Below are 17,231 nucleotides of genomic sequence, written 5' to 3' on the forward strand. Positions count from 1 at the left end.
AAGCTGACCAAAAGCTTGACGTCGCAGGTCAGAGCTTCAAAAAATATTTCCACTCTCGGTAGACGGTCGCTACGACCCTCCCAACGGCATCAAAATCCAACCTTACAAATAGTTGCGGTGAAATACGGACTACATGGGCCATAAAAGCCGGAAAACAGTCCGTATTTCACCGCAACTTAGGAGGGGATGTGGGGTCCCCGGCATGTATATGAAAACGGCTCTGGCACCAAATAGAGCCAAAGCCGTTAAAACTATCCTATGGAGCGGGCGACGGGAATCGAACCCGCGTCATCAGCTTGGAAGGCTGGGGTTCTACCATTGAACTACGCCCGCAAAATATGGTCGGGACGACAGGATTTGAACCTGCGACATCCTGCTCCCAAAGCAGGCGCGCTACCAAACTGCGCCACGTCCCGAAGGTGTTGAGCAGCTAAGGTCTAAACCTTGCGTGTCCCAAAGCGAAGGAAATTATAGGGGAGACTCCCCGCCTGTGCAAGCGCAGAAACCCTAGCTCCTCGAATGTGCGACAAAACGACTATGGAGCAGACCGATCACAAAGGCAACCACGGCAACCGGCGCCCACGCGGCTCCAATGTCCGCAAGCGGCAGCGCATCGAACGGCAGCCACGCGCCCGCAAAGAACGCATCGCGGACCGAGGTGATCACGCTCTGCACAGCAACCACGCCGCCGACCCACACCCACACCTGCGGATGAGCGTCGCAAAAGCCGTGCACCAGGCCCATCAGTACCAGCACGATGGCAACGGGATACAAGGCGTTGAGCATGGGCACCGAGAACATAAGAATCACGTCGAGGCCCACATTGGAGAGCACGCACGAAAACGCTGCGAACACAAAGGCGAGAATCGCAAAGGGACGGCGCATGGCCTCCTCGGAGGCCTCCGCTCCCCCTTCGACCACATACGTCTCGCAGAAGTAACGCGAGCAGCAGCTGATAAGGCCAATACACACGTTCATGCAGGCGAGGAAGAAGATGGCGAAGACCACGACCGTGCCGGCAAGGCCAAAGTGCATGGAGGCAGAGCGGGCAAGGATGGCGGCGCCATTGGTAGCGTCGGGCATCACGGTGCCGAGCTGCATGCCGGCAAGGGCCAAGCCGCAATAGATAAAGGCCATGAGCACGCCGGCGATCACACCGGAGCGCGAAATTTCAAAAGCGACGCGCTTGTCGTCGGTCACGCCCAGCTCGTGAATGGTCTCGGCGATGATGATGCCGAAAGCGAGCGACGCAAGCAGGTCCATGGTCTGATAGCCAGTTAAAAAGCCCTGCACGGCGGCGCCTGCATCGTAGGGAGCCTGAGGCGCGGCAGCCGGTCCCAGCGGCGAGATCACGGCTGCACCCACGACCAGCACGATGAGCGCAATGAGCGCGGGGCCCGTAATGCGACCGAGCACGCGCGTGATGACACCCGGGCGCAGTGTGAGCGCAAACGCGACGACGAAGAACCCGATGGCAAACACCAGACGTGCCGTGCCAAGCGAAACACCCTCGGGTAGCAGCGGCACGAGCATTTCGAACGCCGTAGAGCTTGTGCGCGGAATGGCCAGGCACGGACCGATGGCCAGGTAGACCGCCGCAACGAAGAATTCACCAAACTTAGGATGCACGCGCCCGGCCAGCTCGCGGGCCGTGCCGGCGAGCGCGACGGCGATAAAGCCCGTGACGGGCAGGCCGATGGCGGCAATCAAAAAGCCAATCATGGCAAGCGGCGTGGCCGTGCCGGCCTGAAGTGCCAGCAACGGCGGAATGATGAGGTTACCGGCGCCAAAGAGCATCGAAAACAGCGCAATGCCGACGGTGACGACATGGTCGGAGCGCAAACCGCGCGGAGCGGATGAGGCCATATGCACACCTTTCGGGTCGAAACAAAAACGGGACGGGCAAAAACACCCGTCCCGCAAGTATAAACGGTCTAGCAGCTTTAGCAGGCTAAATCGCACAGAGCATCGATAGCCGTGTCGACTTCTTCGGTAGTGTTGAAATACCCAAACGAGAAGCGGACGACGCCCTGGCGCTCGGTCCCCAGCGCACGGTGCATGAGCGGGGCGCAATGGGCGCCGGGGCGCGTCGCAATCCCCCACCCTTGCATGAGTGCATCCGAGATCTCGGCAGAGTCGATATCGCCCACGTTGAGCGACACAATCGCAGAGCGCGTCGGCTGGTCAAAGGCACCGTAGAGCTTAATCCCCGAAATCTCGCGCACACCGGAAAGGAAGCGATCAGCGAGTGCACGCTCGTGGGCAGCAATCGCCTCGACCCCACCCTGGGCCTCGATAAAGTCGAGGCCTGCGGAAAAGCCCGCGATGCCGTGGCCGTTGAGCGTGCCCGCCTCAAGGCGCATGGGCCACTCAAGCGGCTGCAGTGGGTCGAAGCTGTGCACGCCCGTGCCGCCCATGGCCCACGGAGCCACGTCAATGCCCTCCGCCACGGCCAGGCCGCCGGTCCCCTGCGGACCCATGAGCCCCTTATGGCCGGTAAAGCACACAATGTCGAGGCCCATGGCCTGCATATCGATATGCGCCGTGCCGGCAGACTGCGAGGCATCGACGATCACCAGCGCACCGGCCGCATGCGCGATGGCAGCCACGCGCGCAATGTCGACCGCGTTGCCGGTCACATTGGAGGCGTGCGTCACCACCACAGCACGCGTACCGGGCGTGACAAGCCGCTCGAGCTCGTCGTAGTCGAGCACGCCATTGGTATCACAGCCCGCATGCTCAACCGTCACACCCTGCTCTGCCGCCAGGCGGTTGAGCGGACGCAGTACGGAGTTGTGCTCGAGCACCGTTGTGACCACATGGTCGCCGGGGCGCACCACCCCGTTGATGGCGGTGTTGAGCGCCGCCGTGGAGTTGGGCGTAAAGCACACATGGTCCGCCCTCGGGCAACCCAAAAGGCGCGCGAGCTTGGCACGGCAAGCGTGAATCGTACGAGCGGCATCGAGGGCACCCGACGTGGCGCCGCGCCCGGCATTGCCGAGCGAGCACATCGCCTGCGTCACGGCATCGATGACCACCTGCGGCTTGTGCATGGTCGTTGCCGCGTTATCCAGATAGATCATCGCACGACCTCCCACATATCGATCACGGTGAAGCCCTCGGTGGGAACGCCCGCCGAGGCAAGTTCGCCGCGCAGCAGTTCCTCATCGGCAGGCAACGCCTTCCACGCCAAACCGCAGCCGGCAGCGACCTCCCCGGGCACGGGAATCGTCCGCCCGGGAAGACCGCGCTCGATGCACAGGGATTCGCAACCCATGGCGGCCGCCGTGGTAGGAAACGTGATGACAAGCGCCGGGCGCTTCTCCCTCATGGCAACTCCAACCAATACGCTACGGGCGCACGACGCGCACGGCCTGCTCCATCTTCTCCACGATCACGTACATGTTGGTGACCTCGCCCACCGCAAGCTGGTCTTTAATGCCATAGTGGTCGAGGCAGGTACCGCAGGTGAGAATCTCGACACCCTGCTCCGCCAAGCCCTTCAGGTCATCGAGCACCGGCGAGCCCTCGACGGTGAGCTTGGCACCGCCGTTGTAGAACAGCATGGTCACGGGCAGCTCCTCCTGCTGCGTCACGGCAAAGACAAACGCCTTCATGAGCTTGTGGCCCAGCTCGTCGTCGCCACGGCCCATGCAATCGGTATAGACGGAAATGACAAGTTTGCCCTTGCCGGCGCTGGCGTCGCAGAAAGCGGCGCCGTCCTGCTCGGGGTCCGCAACGGCCACGGCACCGGCGGTCGCGACGGTCACGTGCCACTCAGCGTCAGAAACCTTCTCGACTGAGGCCGTGCAGCCCTTCTCCTGCGCCATCTTCGAGATGTTCTTGACGGCGGTCTCGTTGTCGACCGAGGTCACGACTGTGCCCTCGCCATCGAGTTGCTTCAGGGCTTTGAGCGTCTTGACGACGGGCAGCGGGCAGGCATCGCCCATGGCATTGACTTCAATTTTGGTAGACATAGTTTTTCCTTTCAAAAGGGACCGCCCAGAACAGTAGGCGGTCGCATAAACGGTTTTCCTTAATGCACAACGCGAACGGCAGGACCGCCTGGTACCGGCTCGTACACGCGACCGACGACGGCGGCGATACGTCCTTCGGCATGTAGACGGCTCGCAAGCTCATCCACATCGGCAGCAGGTGCCGCGATAAGCAGGCCACCAGACGTCTGCGGGTCGTACAGCGCGTCGAGCATGCCCGGCTCAAGGTCCTCGTCGGCCGTCACGCGCGGGCCAAAGAAGTCCTGGTTGCGGTAGGAGCCCGCGGGGATAATGCCCAAACGCGCCATGTCGAGCACCTGGTCAAAGAGCGGCACCGCCCCCGACGCAAGCTCAATCTGCACGCCCGAGCCCTCGGCCATCTCGCACGCATGCCCGATCAGGCCAAAGCCCGTGATGTCGGTGCAGCCGTGAAGCTCAAGTCCCTCGGCCAGACGAATCGGAGCCTCGTTGAGGGTGCGCATCGAGTCAAACATGGCTGCGGCCTCGTCCCGCTCGATGAGCTCGCCCTTAATGGCCGTGGTGATGATGCCCGAGCCAACCGCCTTGGTCAGCAGTAACGCATCGCCCACGCGCGCGCCGCTGTTGGCGAGCATGCGGTCGAGCGCGACAAACCCGCTCACGGACAGGCCGTACTTGGGCTCGTCGTCGTTGATGGTGTGACCGCCCGCGATGGAGCAACCCGCCTCGACGCACTTGTCGGCGCCGCCCGCCAGAATCTGACCGGCAACCTCAACGCCCAGACAGCTCGGGATGCACAGCAAGTTCATGGCATGGCTCGGCCGCCCGCCCATGGCGTAGATGTCCGACAGCGAGTTTGCCGCGGCGATCTGGCCAAACAAAAACGGGTCGTCGACCATCGGTGGGAAGAAGTCGATGGACTGCACGAGACCCAAGTTATCGCCAACGCGAAAGACGCTCGCATCGTCGGAGGTATCGAACCCCACGAGCAAGTTGTCGTTATGCACATTGGGTAAATCGCCCAGGACCTGGGCGAGGGCTCCAGGAGCCAACTTAGCGGCTCAACCGCTCGCGGCAGTCATAGACGTGAGCTTAATCTGATCGTCAGCCATCGATACCTCCTCTCATCGGTCAATCATTTTCTCCCAGTATACGCATGAATGCGAGCCTGCGGCGGATGCATTAATTGAGCGCCTGTGCGCGAATCGCCGCGCCGATGGCACCGGCAAAGCGAGCCTGGGGCGAGGTGGTCACCGGCGACCCCAGCAGCTCGCCCAACCGCTCCACCACGAATGCGTTCTCGCACAGGCCTCCCGTCAGGTAGTACGGGGCGCCCGCCGCCTGCCCAGCCATGGTCGCCACGCGCGAGACCACGCTGTCGATCACGCCACGCGCAATGTTCTCGCGCGGCTCACCGCGACCGATCAGGCTGATGACCTCGCTTTCGGCAAACACCGTGCACATGCTGCTGATCTTGGTGGGTTCGCCGGAACGCGCAAGGTCGGCCATCTGCTGTTGGGAAATACCCAGACGGTCGGCCATGATCTCCAAAAAGCGCCCCGTGCCGGCAGCGCACTTGTCGTTCATGGCAAATTTGGCCACACGACCGCCCTTGATCTGAATGACCTTGGTGTCCTGACCGCCCACGTCGATCACGGTGCCGTGGTCGCCAAACAGGCGCACAGCACCGGTACCGTGGCAGGTAATCTCAGTCACGACCTTATGCGCATAGGGCACGGCGACACGACCGTAGCCGGTCGCGATCACGCGCACGTCGTCGGCAGCCACGTCATAGCCGGCCGCGGCAAGCTCGCCGCGCAGACGCTCCGCCGCATCGACCGAGGAGAACCCGGTTGGCTGCACGCACGTCCACGCCACCGAACCCCCTCCATCGACCACAGCAGCCTTAGCCGCCGTAGACCCGATATCGATCCCGATCCCTATCATGGCTCTCTCCCAATCTAAACATCAAAGGTAGCGGCGCGTTCAGGCGCCTTAGCTCTAGGTTTCTCAGGTGCCGGAGATTGACCCGAAAGAGGAGCGCAGCGTACATTGGGTACGCAAGCGACGGTTTGAGGAGCAAGATCCGGTGCCTGAGGAAGCTAGAGGGTTTCGATGAAGGCGGCGATGCGGGTCTCGATCTGTCCCATGTCGCCGTTGCTGTAGTCGGTCTCGATCTTCATGTACGGAATGCCCGCACCCTCGACAGTCTCCTGCATGCGCGCACTCTCCACGTTAAAGGTGTGGCACGCCTGGAGCACGCTCTCCACTACGCCATCGACGTGATACTTCTCGCACATGGCCAGCGTGTTTTCCATACGACCGTCGTTGGGCGTCATGACCGAGCAGTTAATGTCCAGGTAGCGGTCGGCGATGGCGCGCAAGATGTCGGGAGCCTCCGGGTCGATCATCATGGCCGCCGTGCGCTCGCCCGAGCAGTCGTCCATGCACACGACCACACCACCGTTGGACTCGATGGTGCGACCGATCTTGTTGATCACGCCGCCCACCGGGCAGCCGGTGATCAGAATGCGCTTGGCATCCGCCGCAACCGGGCGCTCGCTCGCGTCGTAGGCCTCGCGCAGCTTGACAACCTTTTGCTCCAGCTGCTGCGTATAGGCCTCGATATCAAAGCTAAACGTACCGGCAAACATGGTGCTCATCAGGTCGACGCCGCTCATGGCCGCCGGCTGGTTGGCCTGCAGCGCAAACATCTCGAGCTGGGCCGCACGCAAGCGGTTGCGACGACGGACGGCAGCGCGCAGATCATCGTCGGTAATCGTGATGCCGTAGAAGTTCTCGAGCTCCTCCTTGAGCAGACGGCACTCCTCGTACCAGCCCTCGCGCTCGTAGGCTCGATCGCGGCCCTGCGGAAGATGCAGAATGTGCGTGCGCTTGAGCTCGTTGAGCAGCTCGTACATCTTCTTCTTGCCGTCGCAGGTGGTCTCACCGATGATCATGTCGCTAAAGTACGTAAACGGGCACTTTTGCGAATAGGCAAAACCATACGTAGACTTGATGAGCGGGCACAGGTTTGCCGGCAGCACCTTCTCGGCCTCGGGAATCACCTCGTCGGACGTGCCGCACAGCGCCACGCTCGCAGCCCCCGCGGCATCGATAATCTCGAGCGGCGTGTAGCTGCACAGAAAACCGACCAGGCGATTACCCGCCTGCTTATAATCCTTGACGCGAATAAACGCCGCCTTGCGTTGCTCGTTGAACTCCTCAAACGTGGACGGCAACGGCTGCTCAATATTTTCCGACATATAACTCCTTAACAAACCTTTTAACCAACCAAGGAAACGGCTTTCCCAGGTGCCCGAGGTTGCCGTGAAAGAGGAGCGCCGCGTACTTTGGTATGCAAGCGATGGTTTGAACGGCAAGATCGGATGCTTGGGGAAGCCGCTGGACCGGATAGCCCTAAATGGTTTCCAAGAAAGCCTCAATCCTGGTTTGCAGTTGGCCTGCATCCTCGCCGGCGTAGTCGGTCGTGATGTGCATAAACGGGATGCCGGCCTCTTCGGCGGCCTTCTCCACGGCAAACGACTCCATCTCGTAGAGCGTGCAGAACTGCAAGGCCACGTCGACGATGCCGTCGGCATGCAGGTCCTTGGCCATCTGGACAATGTCCTTCATACGCTGGTCGTTGGGCGTAAAGACGGCGCAGTTGATCTTAAAGTAGCGCTCGGCGATGGCGTCGAGCATCTCGTCAACCGTCTCACCGGACTCGTCGACCAGGTCCTTGTAGTAGCGCGAGCCCGTGCAGGACTCGTCGCCCACCACGACGCCGCCGGCCTTCTCGATGAGGTTGAACAGCTTCCAGTTGGGCACGGCCATGGGCGTACCGGTGTACAGGATGCGCTTGGTGCCCTTGGGCGCCACACCCTCGCCGGCCTCAACGCGCTGCTCGCACTCAGCCGCCATTTCGTTGATGGCGCCGGTCAGACGCGGCGTGTCATCCATAAAGGCGGCCTGAACGGTCAGCAGGCTGTCGAGACCGCTGATGGGCGCCGGATCGGCAGCGCGGGTCGCAGCCAGACGCTGCAGGGCGCGACGCTTCTCGTTGACGGCGTGGATGGCAGCCTTCAGGCGCTCAGGCGTAATCGTGACGCCGCACTCTTCCTCGATCTTGGCGGCAAGCTTTTTAACCTCGGCCTTCCAGGTCACGAGCGTCGACTCGTCGTGCACGTTGGGAATATCCATGACGTACATGTTCTTTTGCGTGGCAAAGAACTCGTAGGCCTTCTTCTTGCCATCGCAGGTGTTCTCGCCTACCACCAAGTCACTCGACTCAATGTAGGGGCAGACCTCGCCCAGCTTAAAGCCGGCAAAGCTCTTGATGAGCGGGCAGGTGTTGCGCGGCAGATGCTCCTCGACCTTGTCGGTCGCCCAGTCGGCACCCGAGCACAGACCAACGGGAATGCCGTCACAGGCAAGTACGATCTCCTCGGGCACGTACACACAGAACGAACCGACGATCTTGGTGGCCTCGCCGGCCTCCTTCTTGTCGAGCATCTCCTTAATACGGCCGCTGTGGATGTTGGTGGCGACAAAATCCAGGTAGGACGTGGACTTGGGGCGATTGTTCTGCGTCAGGAACATATCGCCGTACATCTGGCCCACAGCGCCCAGCAGCATGTCGTGGTCGGCAAGATTCATGCCGAGGCTCTCCCACATCGGATGGAAATCAAATTCTTCAGCCATGACGGTTCCCCTCTCGAACCAAAAATGAATAGCTACGGTATTTCTGCACGGTGGGTGGCGAAAACCCAGCCGTGCTCAAACCCGGAATTTTGGGGAACCCGCTTTGCGGTCGATTATTTAGTTGTGCGTCGTCTCTCCCGGAGCCGTGAACATACCTGCTCATATGCGGCTCCGAGCCATATACAGGGCGCGCGCGGCAACGCGGCGAATGTATGTCGTCTGCGGCATGTGCGCGTCCTCCTTTACAAGTTAAGGTCAACTATATCAACGGTCGTCGACCATGCGAACACCGTTGACATTCGTACGACAGCGTCGTGTGCCGCCGTTTAATAAATAATTATCTGTGTTGATAAGAGTTTGTCATTCCCCATTAGGCGAACGGCAAGACAAAGCCGCCGAGACTTATATCCCCGACGGCATTACCCGGCGCTACCGACAAACCAGATGGATCCTGCTGGCATCAAAATGCATACGCAGGGTCTCGCCTTCTTGCGGTAACCCATCCGCTGGTACGCTCAATTTGTTGACCTTCCACTGCAGACGCGTTGGCGCATCGGCCCGCGGCGCATCCAACAGCACCAGGCGCTCAAAACGCGAATCGCTCACGCGCGCCACGTGCAGGTCGTAGCTGTTGCGACCCCGCTCGGCACGGTTGTCCACATGGAAGTAGCTCGCGCGAATGCCCAGGTACGCCACATTATCGGGAACCTCGCGACCCACGTTAAAGGTCATGCCCCAATCGAGCGCCTCAACTTCTTCGTCGCCGATCTTGCGCGCCCGGCTTGTGTTCTTGCAGCCCGTCAGGCGCAGTGCCGCCAGCGTCTGCGGACGGCGGACCACGTCCTCGACGGAGCCGATCTCCTCAACATGCCCGTCGTGCATCACGCAGATGCGCTGGCACAGGCGGCACGCTTCGTCGATGTCGTGGCTCACGTAGAGCACGGTGCGGTTGCACACATCAAAGAGGTCGAGCATGTTTTGCTCGAGCGCGCTCTTAAGATACGCATCGAGTGCGCTCATGGGCTCGTCGAACATAAAGATGCCCGGGTGTGCCGCCACCATGCGGGCAAGCGCCACGCGCTGCTGCTGGCCGCCCGAGAGGCGCGCGGGATAGCGGTCGGCAAAATCGGCCAGGCCAAAAATGCCCAGGTAGCGCTCGGCAAGCTGCTTGCGCGCGGCGGCGTCGCCCGCGTCCTTTACGCCGGCGCATACGTTATCGGCCACCGTCATGTTGGGAAACAGCTGATAGTTTTGGAACAGCAGGGCGCATTTTCGCTCCTGGGGCGACAGGTTGATGCCCGCCGCAGAGTCAAAAAAGGTCACGCCGTTGACGACGATCTTGCCCTCGTCGGGCGTCTCCACACCGGCAATGCAGCGCAAGGTGCAGCTCTTGCCGCAACCCGAGGCACCGAGCAGCGCCACACGCTCCTCGCCGGCCTCGAGCTGCATGTCGAGGATAAAGCCGGAATAGCGCTTTTTGATATCCAGAACGAGCGACATGGCCTATCGACCTCCCTGCAAAGCGGCATCATCGCGCATGAGCTCGGTCAGCGCCTCGCGATCGATACGCAGCGCATCGCCGCCCGCCGGGTCGAGCGAATCGCCCTGTCCGGTGAGATCTTTGGCCTGTTTGCGCTCCGCACGGGCAAGGCCCCGCTCGCGATACTTTTGCGAATGAGCGGTGTACATGTTGATGAACAGGATGACTAGGAAACTAAACGTTATTACGACCACGACCCAAAAGAGGGCCACCGACGTATTGCCGCCCATCCATTCAAAGTAAATCGCAATGGGAATGGTCTGCGTAATGCCGGCATAGTTGCCCGCAAAGAACAGGGTGCAGCCAAACTCGCCCATCGCGCGGGCAAAGGCGAGCACCGTGCCGGCGGCAATCGAGGGCCAGCCAAGCGGCATCATAAGCTTGGTGAAGATGCGACGCTCGGACCAGCCCAGGGTTCGCGCCGCATCGAGCATCTGCGTGTCAAGGCTCTCAAAGGCACCGAGCGCCGTGCGGTAGACCAGGGGAAACGACACCACCACGGCAGATATCACCGCCGCGGGCCAGGTAAAGACGATCGAGACGCCGTGCGTGATGAGCCACTGACCCACCCCGGTCGAGCGGCCAAACAGCATGAGGAGCAGAAAGCCGCAGACCGTGGGCGGCAGCACCATAGGAATCGTAAAGACCGAATCGAGCAAACCCTTCACGCGGCTCGAGGTACCCATAGTCTTCCACGCGGCGAACAGGCCCAGTGCAAAGGAGATCAGCAGGGCAAGGCCACTCGTTTTAATGGACACCCAAAACGGTCGGTAGTCGATGCCGCCCAATAAGGAGGCCGAAGAGGTCAAGGGCCCCCGCTCATCCCGCAACACGACAGACGATGCCTCTACCATTTGAGCGCTATCAAGCCAACGCGCGCCGCCCTTGGCATCACCCGAGGCTGATGCAATCACCACATAGCGGTCCCCATCCGCACCGCGGTCGTCAAAGCCATAGGTATACCCGCCGGATTCAAACGTTGTTTCCGCCGTGACATACCAAGGAAGATCCACGTCCCCTAGCTGCGCACCTCCCATGCAGTTTGCGCTGTCGAGCTTACAGACGAGGGCCTTGAGACCCGATACGCACTCGTTGTCCTGCGGATCCAATCCATACTTCTCGACCGCCTTGGGCGATATCCACACCACAACGCGATCGGCAGCAGGCGCCACTACAAGGTCCACGTCCTCGTCAACGGGAAACCGGTAGCCCTCAGGCTGGCCCTCCATGGCACGAGCGGTCCCCCTGGCCAACCGCTCAAAACACTCGATCCCATAGGAAAGCCCATGAGCGGTCGCAGCAACCTGGGCCCCGTCCTCAGTGTCCCCAGCAAACGCAAATCCTGGCACCCAGCAAAGCGCGAAGGTCAAAGCACAGGCGACAAGCATGCGGAATCTATTAAGCACGAAAAGCTCCAAGCGAATACAAGGACGGAGTGAAACATAAAACGATGGAATTATCGCGCCAAGCCGCTCTACGCGGAAAGCTCAAAGCCGTACTTGGCCCAAATCTTCTGGGCTTTCTTGTTGGTCAGGCAGAAGTCGATGAACGCCTTGGCCTCGTCGGCGTGCTCGGAGCTCTCGGCAACAGCACCCGGATACACGATGGGCTTGTGCGAATCCTCGGGGCACACGAAGGCCTCCTCGATGCCGTCGTAGCGGAAGATATCGGAGCTGTAGACAAAACCGGCCACGCAGTCGCCCGTAGAGACGTAGGCGGCAGCGGTGCCGACCTTATCGGCCAGGGCCACCTTGTCGGCGAGTTCGGGCGCATACTCGCCGTCGTCACCCTCGGTGCCGGTATAGAGGCCCACGGAGGCCAGGGCCTGGTTGGCATACTTGCCAGCGGGAACAGTCTTAGCGTCGCCAATGGCGATCTTGCCGTCCAGATTCGCGACGTCGGCGATGGCCTCGACCTTGGTGTCGGAGCCCTCGGCGCGAATGATCACGAGGTCGTTGACGAACATGTCCTCACGCGTATCGACGTCGACGAGCTCGGCGGTCTCAGCGTCATCCATGGTGCCCTTGGAAGCGGTGATGAGCACGTCGACGGCGGCACCGGCGCGCATCTGCTCGACAAGGTCGCCGGAGGCCTTAAACTGCGTGTCGGCAAAGGTGGTGCCGGTCTGCTCGGTATAGAGTTCCTGGACCTCGGGGAGCGCCTTCTCGAGCGAGTTGGCGGCAAAGACCTGCAGCTCGACAGCTTTCTTGGAAGATGCCTTAGCAGAACCGGCATCGGATCCGGCCGGCTCGGACGTCTTGCCGCCCGAGCAGCCGGCAAGACCAAGGCCGGCAGCGACGGCAGCAGAGAGCGAGACGAATCCGCGACGAGAAACCATATCGAACATGTTCAACCCTTTCGAACGCTATGCCCGGGCACCCCGCCGCAGGCTTTAATCTGCAATCAGATTATACTTCTGTGCGAATAATGGTAGTGAGAAATTATTCTCGCTAGAGAATATAGTTTCGAGGTACCGTACCCCTCGGCGTCGCTTCGGCGGAAAACAAAGGCGGAGCGACCGATAAGGTCGCCCCGCCGCAGGTAAACCGCTTAGTTGGTATGTCCGCCGCCCGCTGTCATCTGAGCCGCATGCTCCAGCTGGTCTGCTATGGCCTCCCAGCTTTCGCGGGCGGCCTTCGTAGAACCGGGAAAGTTTACGACAAGTGTATGACCTCGTTGCATGCAAATAGCGCGCGAGAGCATGGCGCGGCGCGTCTTGGTCATCGAGTACGCGCGAATCGCCTCTGCAATACCCGGCACATCGCGGTCGCAGACGGCACGCGTCGCCTCGGGCGTCACATCGCGCATCGAAAGCCCCGTGCCGCCGCAGGTGAGCACGACATTGGCGTGGCACTCATCGGCGGCTTCCACAATGGCATCACCAATCTCGCTGACGTCGTCGCGCACGACCACATGTGAGGCGACCGTCCAGCCCTGCGCTTCGATAAGCTCCTCGAGTGCGGCTCCGGCCTCGTCCTGGGCAAGATCGCGCGTATCCGAGCACGTCACAATCGAAATCTTCAACTCCATAGCGATCCTCCTATAGCACCGTTCCCTCAGGCAGGTCGACACGCACGACGTCCACGACATCTCCCGCCTTGAGCTCGCACGGTCCTTCGTCAATACGCAGCAGGCAGTTGGCCCGCTGCATCGTGCCGAGCAGCGCCGAATTCTGCGTCTTGGCCTCGGTCACCAACAGCTCACCGGTCTCGGGGTCGCGCAAAACCGTGGCGCGATCGAAGAAGCGTCGGTCCTGGCGCTTTTTCACACCGTGCGTGAGCGTCGCCTGCTGCACGGGACGCGCGCCCTCGGCAAAGCCGCGCATCTTACGAATCGCCGGGCGGGCGAGCATCTCGAAGCCCACATACGCCGCGGCCGGATTGCCTGAAAGCCCCAGGTAAGGCTTACCCCCGAGCAAGCCAAACGTAATGGCCTTGCCGGGACGCATCGAGATCCGATCGAACAGAACCTCGCCCTCGCGCTTGACCAGCGCCGTCACATAGTCGTAATCGCCCGCCGAGGCGCCACCGCTCGTAATGACAAAATCGCACTCCTGCACGGCACGATGTACGAGCTCGGCAATCGCCTGTTCATCATCGGGAGCGATGCCGTAGAACACGGGCTCGGCTTCTGCATCGAGCGCCTCGGCCATCAGCGCCGAGGAGTTGGAATCGCGAATCTGACCGCGTGCCGGTACCCTACCCGGTGCGACCAGTTCCGTGCCCAGCGAGATGATGCCCACGCGCGGGGCAGCGTGCACCTTCACGCTCGCGTATCCGGCGCTTGCCAGCAAACCGGCGCCGGCCGGAGCCACGACCTCGCCGGCGTGCATCACAACATCGCCGGCATGGGCCTCCTCGGCAGCCGAGCGAACGTTCTCCCCTACCTTGGCAGGCGCCGAGAAGCGAACGTGCGAGCCCTCGTTGCCATCGCCATCGAGTACGTCGACGATCTCGTACTTCACCACGGCATCGGCACCTTCGGGTACTGGCGCGCCTGTCATAATGCGGACCGTCTCGCCCGCGCCGACCACGCCCTCAAAGACATGGCCCGCGGCCTCATGTCCGATAACGTCGAGCGTCACCGGCGTCTCACCAGACGCCTGCGCCAAGTCCGCCGAGCGCACGGCATATCCGTCCATAGCGCTGTTGTCAAACGGCGAAATGTCGATATCGGCCACAGCATCCTCGGCCAAGGGAAAACCAGCCGCCTGCCACACGGGAATCTCGACGAGATTGGTCGGAGCAACGTGCGACAGAACAATCGACTGCGCGTCCTCCAGCGGAATGAGTTTCTCTGCCATATGCACCTCTTAATGCCACGGCGCACAACAGGAGCGCCGATTCTTTATGCTTGTCTCAGTATAATCCCCCGACGCGCGACCGCGATTTGGCCTGTACCCGCAAATACACCTGTCGGCCGCAAGCCGCGAAACAGAATGGAAACCAACCCACCGGCTCGTCGCGTTTGCCGCGTTTTATAATGCTTGCGTTGCAACCTAAAAGAGGAATATATGGCTCATAACAACAAACCCGAAAGCGCAAACGAAGCGCAGGATCATTCCCAGCCGCTCGACGATGGCGGCTTTTTCTCCCTTAGCGACGTCATCATGGCCGGCAGGCGTCAACTCACCCGCTCCGAGCAGCTCTTGGCCGCCGACACACGCCGCAACGCCCGCAACCTGTTTGCAAGCGCCAAACTGCTCGCGCTCGTCGTCATCGTCTCGCTCGCCATGGGTGTTGCCGCTTGGGCATTTTTGGCCTCGCTGAATATCGCGACCGATTATCGCGAGCACCACGCGTGGATTTACGCGTTGCTTCCCGTTGTGGGCGTTGCCACCGCATGGGTGTACAAAAACCACGGCCTTGCCGCCAAACGAGGTAACAATCTGGTCATCGACTCCGCCCTGGGCACACGCCTTATCCATATGCGCATGGCCGTCCTCACCTTCGTCTGCTCCACGCTCACGCACCTCACCGGCGGATCGGCCGGTCGCGAGGGGGCTGCGGTGCAGATTGGCGGCACCATCGCCAGTAACATCTCGAGCCTCGCCCACCTCAAAAAGCATGACCACCACGACCTCATGCTCGCCGGCATCTCGTCGGCCTTTGGCGCCGTATTCGGTTCGCCCCTTGCCGGAGCTTTCTTTGGCATGGAAATGTGCTTTATCGGCAAGATCGACTACACCGCAGGTATCTACTGCCTGGTCGCCTCGTTTACCGGCTACTTTACGTCGCTTGCCTTGGGAACCGAGTACGAGGCGAATGTTATCGCCAGCGTTCCCAACATGACACCACGGACGGTTGTCATCGTAGTCATCAGCGCCATCATCTTTGGTCTCACCGCACGTCTCTTTGCCTGGTCGGTTCGTACCGTCAAGAGCCTGTACGGCCGCTTTATCACCAACTATATTGCTCGCGCACTCGTGGGCGCGCTCGTGGTGCTCGCGGCCTACGCGATGCTCGACGCCTGGAAGTATGCCGGCCTTGCCACCTGGCTCTCGGGCGCCGGGTTCGCCGGTAACACGACCCTTGCCGACGCAGCCATCAAGCTCGTGGTGACGGCGCTCACCCTGGGCGCCGGCTTCCAAGGAGGCGAGGTCACACCCCTGTTTGGCATCGGTGCGGCGCTCGGCGGTTGGATCGGTTGCCTCGTCGGAATCGACCCCAGCTTTCTGGCGGCGCTGGGCATGCTCGGCGTGTTCTGCGCCGGCCTTAACGTACCCATCACCACCTGTATGATGGCCATCGACCTGTTCCACGGCACGGCTGCCGGGTTCTTTGTCATCGTAGCCTTTATCAGCTACCTAACCGGCGGACACCGCGGCGTGTACCCCGCCCAGCGCATCATCTCACCCAAGCGCCGTTCGCTTATTGTGGATGAGGGCGGTACGGTAGCGGATGCTATCGAGCGCCACAACGACCTGATAGAGTAGATGTAATAATCGCCGTGCAGCCACAATCAGGGGCAATTCGACCTGAGCGCGACCGCACCGTCATGTCACACGCCGGGAGTCGCCCCATGCACGCAACTGATTTTGGTCGCACGCTCATCATCGCCAACCCCGCCGCCCAGTCTGGTGCGGCGCGCGAAGTTGCCGAGCGCCTTCAGCGCTTTTTGGACATGACCGCGCGCTCATCCCAGTTTGACCTGGTGCTTACCGAGCGCATGGGACATGCCAAGGAACTTGCCGCACGGACCCAGGGCTACCGCACGGTTATCGCACTCGGCGGCGACGGCGTGATCCACGAGGTCGTCAATGGACTCATGACGCAGGATGAGGCGGTCCGTCCCGCCCTTGCCGTCCTACCCGTAGGCTCCGGCAACGATTTTGCCCAAACGCTCGGTATCGACGATTTCTCCGGCAAAGATTTTGGCGCGCTGCTCACCTGCGAGCTGCAGCGTCAGGACATCGGGCGCATTCGCTCGTGGAGCCCTGCGGGCGGCAGCGGCGAGGCTGCCGTTGAGTATTACGACCAGACGCTTTCGGTCGGCATCGATGCCGCCATCGGCCTGGGCACCACCGAGCTGCGCAAAAAGACGGGCTTGACAGGCGCGCCGCTCTACACTCTCTCGGGACTTGAGCAGTTTGGCCTGCGCTATCGCAACTACCCCATGACGGTCAGCTTTGACGGCGCGCCCGCCGAGCGCGTGCGGGCGATTATCATGGCCATCCAGCTGGGGCCCACCTATGGCTCTGGCTATCGCATCTGTCCCAACGCCGACCCGTGCGACGGCATACTCGACGTCTGCTACGCCTGCGGCCCCGTCCCCCGTGCGGTCGCCCTGCCCATGTTCCTTTCGGCCAAGGACGGCCACCATACCAAGCTGTCGCCGGTTCGCATGCATCGCTGCCGTCATGCCGAGCTCACGTTCGAGGAGCCCGACTACCCCATCCAGGCCGACGGCGAGCCCATCGTCGCCTCGCGCATCGAGGTGGACATCCTCGCCGGCGCTCTCCACGTCTGGCACCCCACCCACTAGCCATCCCTAAGTTGCGGTGAAATGGGGAC

The 17,231-nt window shown here is 61.5% G+C and carries 15 protein-coding genes and 2 tRNA genes; 2 read left to right on the plus strand and 15 right to left on the minus strand.

Going from position 1 to position 17,231, the window contains the following annotated elements:
* Positions 1-259 precede the first annotated feature (259 nt).
* The 15 genes from AB5Z20_RS06990 to AB5Z20_RS07060 form a co-directional block, all read right to left on the minus strand.
* Positions 260-333 (minus strand) — tRNA-Gly (locus AB5Z20_RS06990).
* Positions 334-339: 6 nt separating this feature from the next.
* Positions 340-416, minus strand: a tRNA-Pro gene (locus AB5Z20_RS06995).
* Between the two features lie 91 nt (positions 417-507).
* Complete coding sequence (brnQ, locus tag AB5Z20_RS07000) at positions 508-1,866, minus strand: branched-chain amino acid transport system II carrier protein (protein WP_368156765.1); 1,359 nt, start codon at positions 1,864-1,866, stop codon at positions 508-510.
* A 77-nt stretch (positions 1,867-1,943) separates the two neighbouring features.
* Positions 1,944-3,083 (minus strand): aminotransferase class V-fold PLP-dependent enzyme, encoded by a 1,140-nt coding sequence (locus AB5Z20_RS07005; protein WP_368156766.1) that lies wholly within the window; start codon positions 3,081-3,083, stop codon positions 1,944-1,946.
* The gene (locus AB5Z20_RS07010; RefSeq protein WP_196025405.1) at positions 3,080-3,331 is read right to left on the minus strand and encodes a DUF3343 domain-containing protein; all 252 of its coding nucleotides are present in this window, start codon (positions 3,329-3,331) and stop codon (positions 3,080-3,082) included. The genes AB5Z20_RS07005 and AB5Z20_RS07010 overlap by 4 nt, the downstream gene beginning before the upstream one ends.
* 19 nt (positions 3,332-3,350) lie before the next feature.
* Complete coding sequence (yedF, locus tag AB5Z20_RS07015; RefSeq protein ID WP_368156767.1) at positions 3,351-3,977, minus strand: sulfurtransferase-like selenium metabolism protein YedF; 627 nt, start codon at positions 3,975-3,977, stop codon at positions 3,351-3,353.
* Positions 3,978-4,036: 59 nt separating this feature from the next.
* Entirely contained in the window at positions 4,037-5,086 is a 1,050-nt protein-coding gene (selD, locus tag AB5Z20_RS07020) for a selenide, water dikinase SelD (protein ID WP_368156768.1), read from the minus strand.
* 70 nt (positions 5,087-5,156) lie between these two features.
* Positions 5,157-5,921, minus strand: coding sequence for an acyl-CoA dehydratase activase (locus tag AB5Z20_RS07025; protein WP_196022386.1), 765 nt, complete (start codon positions 5,919-5,921; stop codon positions 5,157-5,159).
* A gap of 155 nt (positions 5,922-6,076) precedes the next feature.
* The gene (locus AB5Z20_RS07030; protein WP_368156769.1) at positions 6,077-7,240 is read right to left on the minus strand and encodes a double-cubane-cluster-containing anaerobic reductase; all 1,164 of its coding nucleotides are present in this window, start codon (positions 7,238-7,240) and stop codon (positions 6,077-6,079) included.
* Between the two features lie 154 nt (positions 7,241-7,394).
* Entirely contained in the window at positions 7,395-8,678 is a 1,284-nt protein-coding gene (locus AB5Z20_RS07035) for a double-cubane-cluster-containing anaerobic reductase (protein ID WP_368156770.1), read from the minus strand.
* A 429-nt stretch (positions 8,679-9,107) separates the two neighbouring features.
* Entirely contained in the window at positions 9,108-10,178 is a 1,071-nt protein-coding gene (locus AB5Z20_RS07040; protein WP_368156771.1) for a sulfate/molybdate ABC transporter ATP-binding protein, read from the minus strand.
* Positions 10,179-10,181: 3 nt separating this feature from the next.
* A complete protein-coding gene (modB, locus tag AB5Z20_RS07045; RefSeq protein ID WP_368156772.1) occupies positions 10,182-11,447 on the minus strand; it encodes a molybdate ABC transporter permease subunit in 1,266 nt (421 codons plus the stop codon).
* Between the two features lie 245 nt (positions 11,448-11,692).
* Positions 11,693-12,565 carry a molybdate ABC transporter substrate-binding protein gene (gene modA / locus AB5Z20_RS07050; RefSeq protein ID WP_320677568.1) on the minus strand — a complete coding sequence of 291 codons (873 nt, stop codon included), beginning with the start codon at positions 12,563-12,565 and terminating at the stop codon, positions 11,693-11,695.
* A 203-nt stretch (positions 12,566-12,768) separates the two neighbouring features.
* Positions 12,769-13,248, minus strand: a complete 480-nt coding sequence (locus tag AB5Z20_RS07055; protein WP_118080408.1) for a MogA/MoaB family molybdenum cofactor biosynthesis protein — start codon at positions 13,246-13,248, stop codon at positions 12,769-12,771.
* Between the two features lie 10 nt (positions 13,249-13,258).
* Positions 13,259-14,521 carry a molybdenum cofactor synthesis domain-containing protein gene (locus AB5Z20_RS07060; RefSeq protein WP_368156773.1) on the minus strand — a complete coding sequence of 421 codons (1,263 nt, stop codon included), beginning with the start codon at positions 14,519-14,521 and terminating at the stop codon, positions 13,259-13,261.
* Between the two features lie 210 nt (positions 14,522-14,731).
* On the opposite strand from AB5Z20_RS07060, the gene AB5Z20_RS07065 reads away from it, so the two are divergent.
* Both AB5Z20_RS07065 and AB5Z20_RS07070 read left to right on the plus strand, forming a co-directional pair.
* Positions 14,732-16,153: a chloride channel protein gene (locus tag AB5Z20_RS07065; protein WP_368156774.1), complete on the plus strand. Its 1,422-nt coding sequence runs from the start codon at positions 14,732-14,734 to the stop codon at positions 16,151-16,153.
* A gap of 86 nt (positions 16,154-16,239) precedes the next feature.
* A complete protein-coding gene (locus tag AB5Z20_RS07070; protein WP_250787385.1) occupies positions 16,240-17,202 on the plus strand; it encodes a diacylglycerol/lipid kinase family protein in 963 nt (320 codons plus the stop codon).
* Positions 17,203-17,231 lie beyond the last annotated feature (29 nt).

Origin of the sequence: Collinsella aerofaciens, assembly GCF_040910245.1 — a bacterium.
GTDB lineage: Bacteria > Actinomycetota > Coriobacteriia > Coriobacteriales > Coriobacteriaceae > Collinsella.

Bases quoted from the DNA above. Each gene is read 5' to 3' on its own strand.
- brnQ (WP_368156765.1), bottom strand. From the start codon at position 1,866: ATGGCCTCATCCGCTCCGCGCGGTTTGCGCTCCGACCATGTCGTCACC.
- AB5Z20_RS07005 (WP_368156766.1), bottom strand. From the start codon at position 3,083: ATGATCTATCTGGATAACGCGGCAACGACCATGCACAAGCCGCAGGTG.
- AB5Z20_RS07010 (WP_196025405.1), bottom strand. From the start codon at position 3,331: ATGAGGGAGAAGCGCCCGGCGCTTGTCATCACGTTTCCTACCACGGCG.
- yedF (WP_368156767.1), bottom strand. From the start codon at position 3,977: ATGTCTACCAAAATTGAAGTCAATGCCATGGGCGATGCCTGCCCGCTG.
- AB5Z20_RS07025 (WP_196022386.1), bottom strand. From the start codon at position 5,921: ATGATAGGGATCGGGATCGATATCGGGTCTACGGCGGCTAAGGCTGCT.
- AB5Z20_RS07030 (WP_368156769.1), bottom strand. From the start codon at position 7,240: ATGTCGGAAAATATTGAGCAGCCGTTGCCGTCCACGTTTGAGGAGTTC.
- AB5Z20_RS07035 (WP_368156770.1), bottom strand. From the start codon at position 8,678: ATGGCTGAAGAATTTGATTTCCATCCGATGTGGGAGAGCCTCGGCATG.
- AB5Z20_RS07040 (WP_368156771.1), bottom strand. From the start codon at position 10,178: ATGTCGCTCGTTCTGGATATCAAAAAGCGCTATTCCGGCTTTATCCTC.
- modB (WP_368156772.1), bottom strand. From the start codon at position 11,447: ATGGAGGGCCAGCCTGAGGGCTACCGGTTTCCCGTTGACGAGGACGTG.
- modA (WP_320677568.1), bottom strand. From the start codon at position 12,565: ATGTTCGATATGGTTTCTCGTCGCGGATTCGTCTCGCTCTCTGCTGCC.
- AB5Z20_RS07055 (WP_118080408.1), bottom strand. From the start codon at position 13,248: ATGGAGTTGAAGATTTCGATTGTGACGTGCTCGGATACGCGCGATCTT.
- AB5Z20_RS07060 (WP_368156773.1), bottom strand. From the start codon at position 14,521: ATGGCAGAGAAACTCATTCCGCTGGAGGACGCGCAGTCGATTGTTCTG.
- AB5Z20_RS07065 (WP_368156774.1), top strand. From the start codon at position 14,732: ATGGCTCATAACAACAAACCCGAAAGCGCAAACGAAGCGCAGGATCAT.
- AB5Z20_RS07070 (WP_250787385.1), top strand. From the start codon at position 16,240: ATGCACGCAACTGATTTTGGTCGCACGCTCATCATCGCCAACCCCGCC.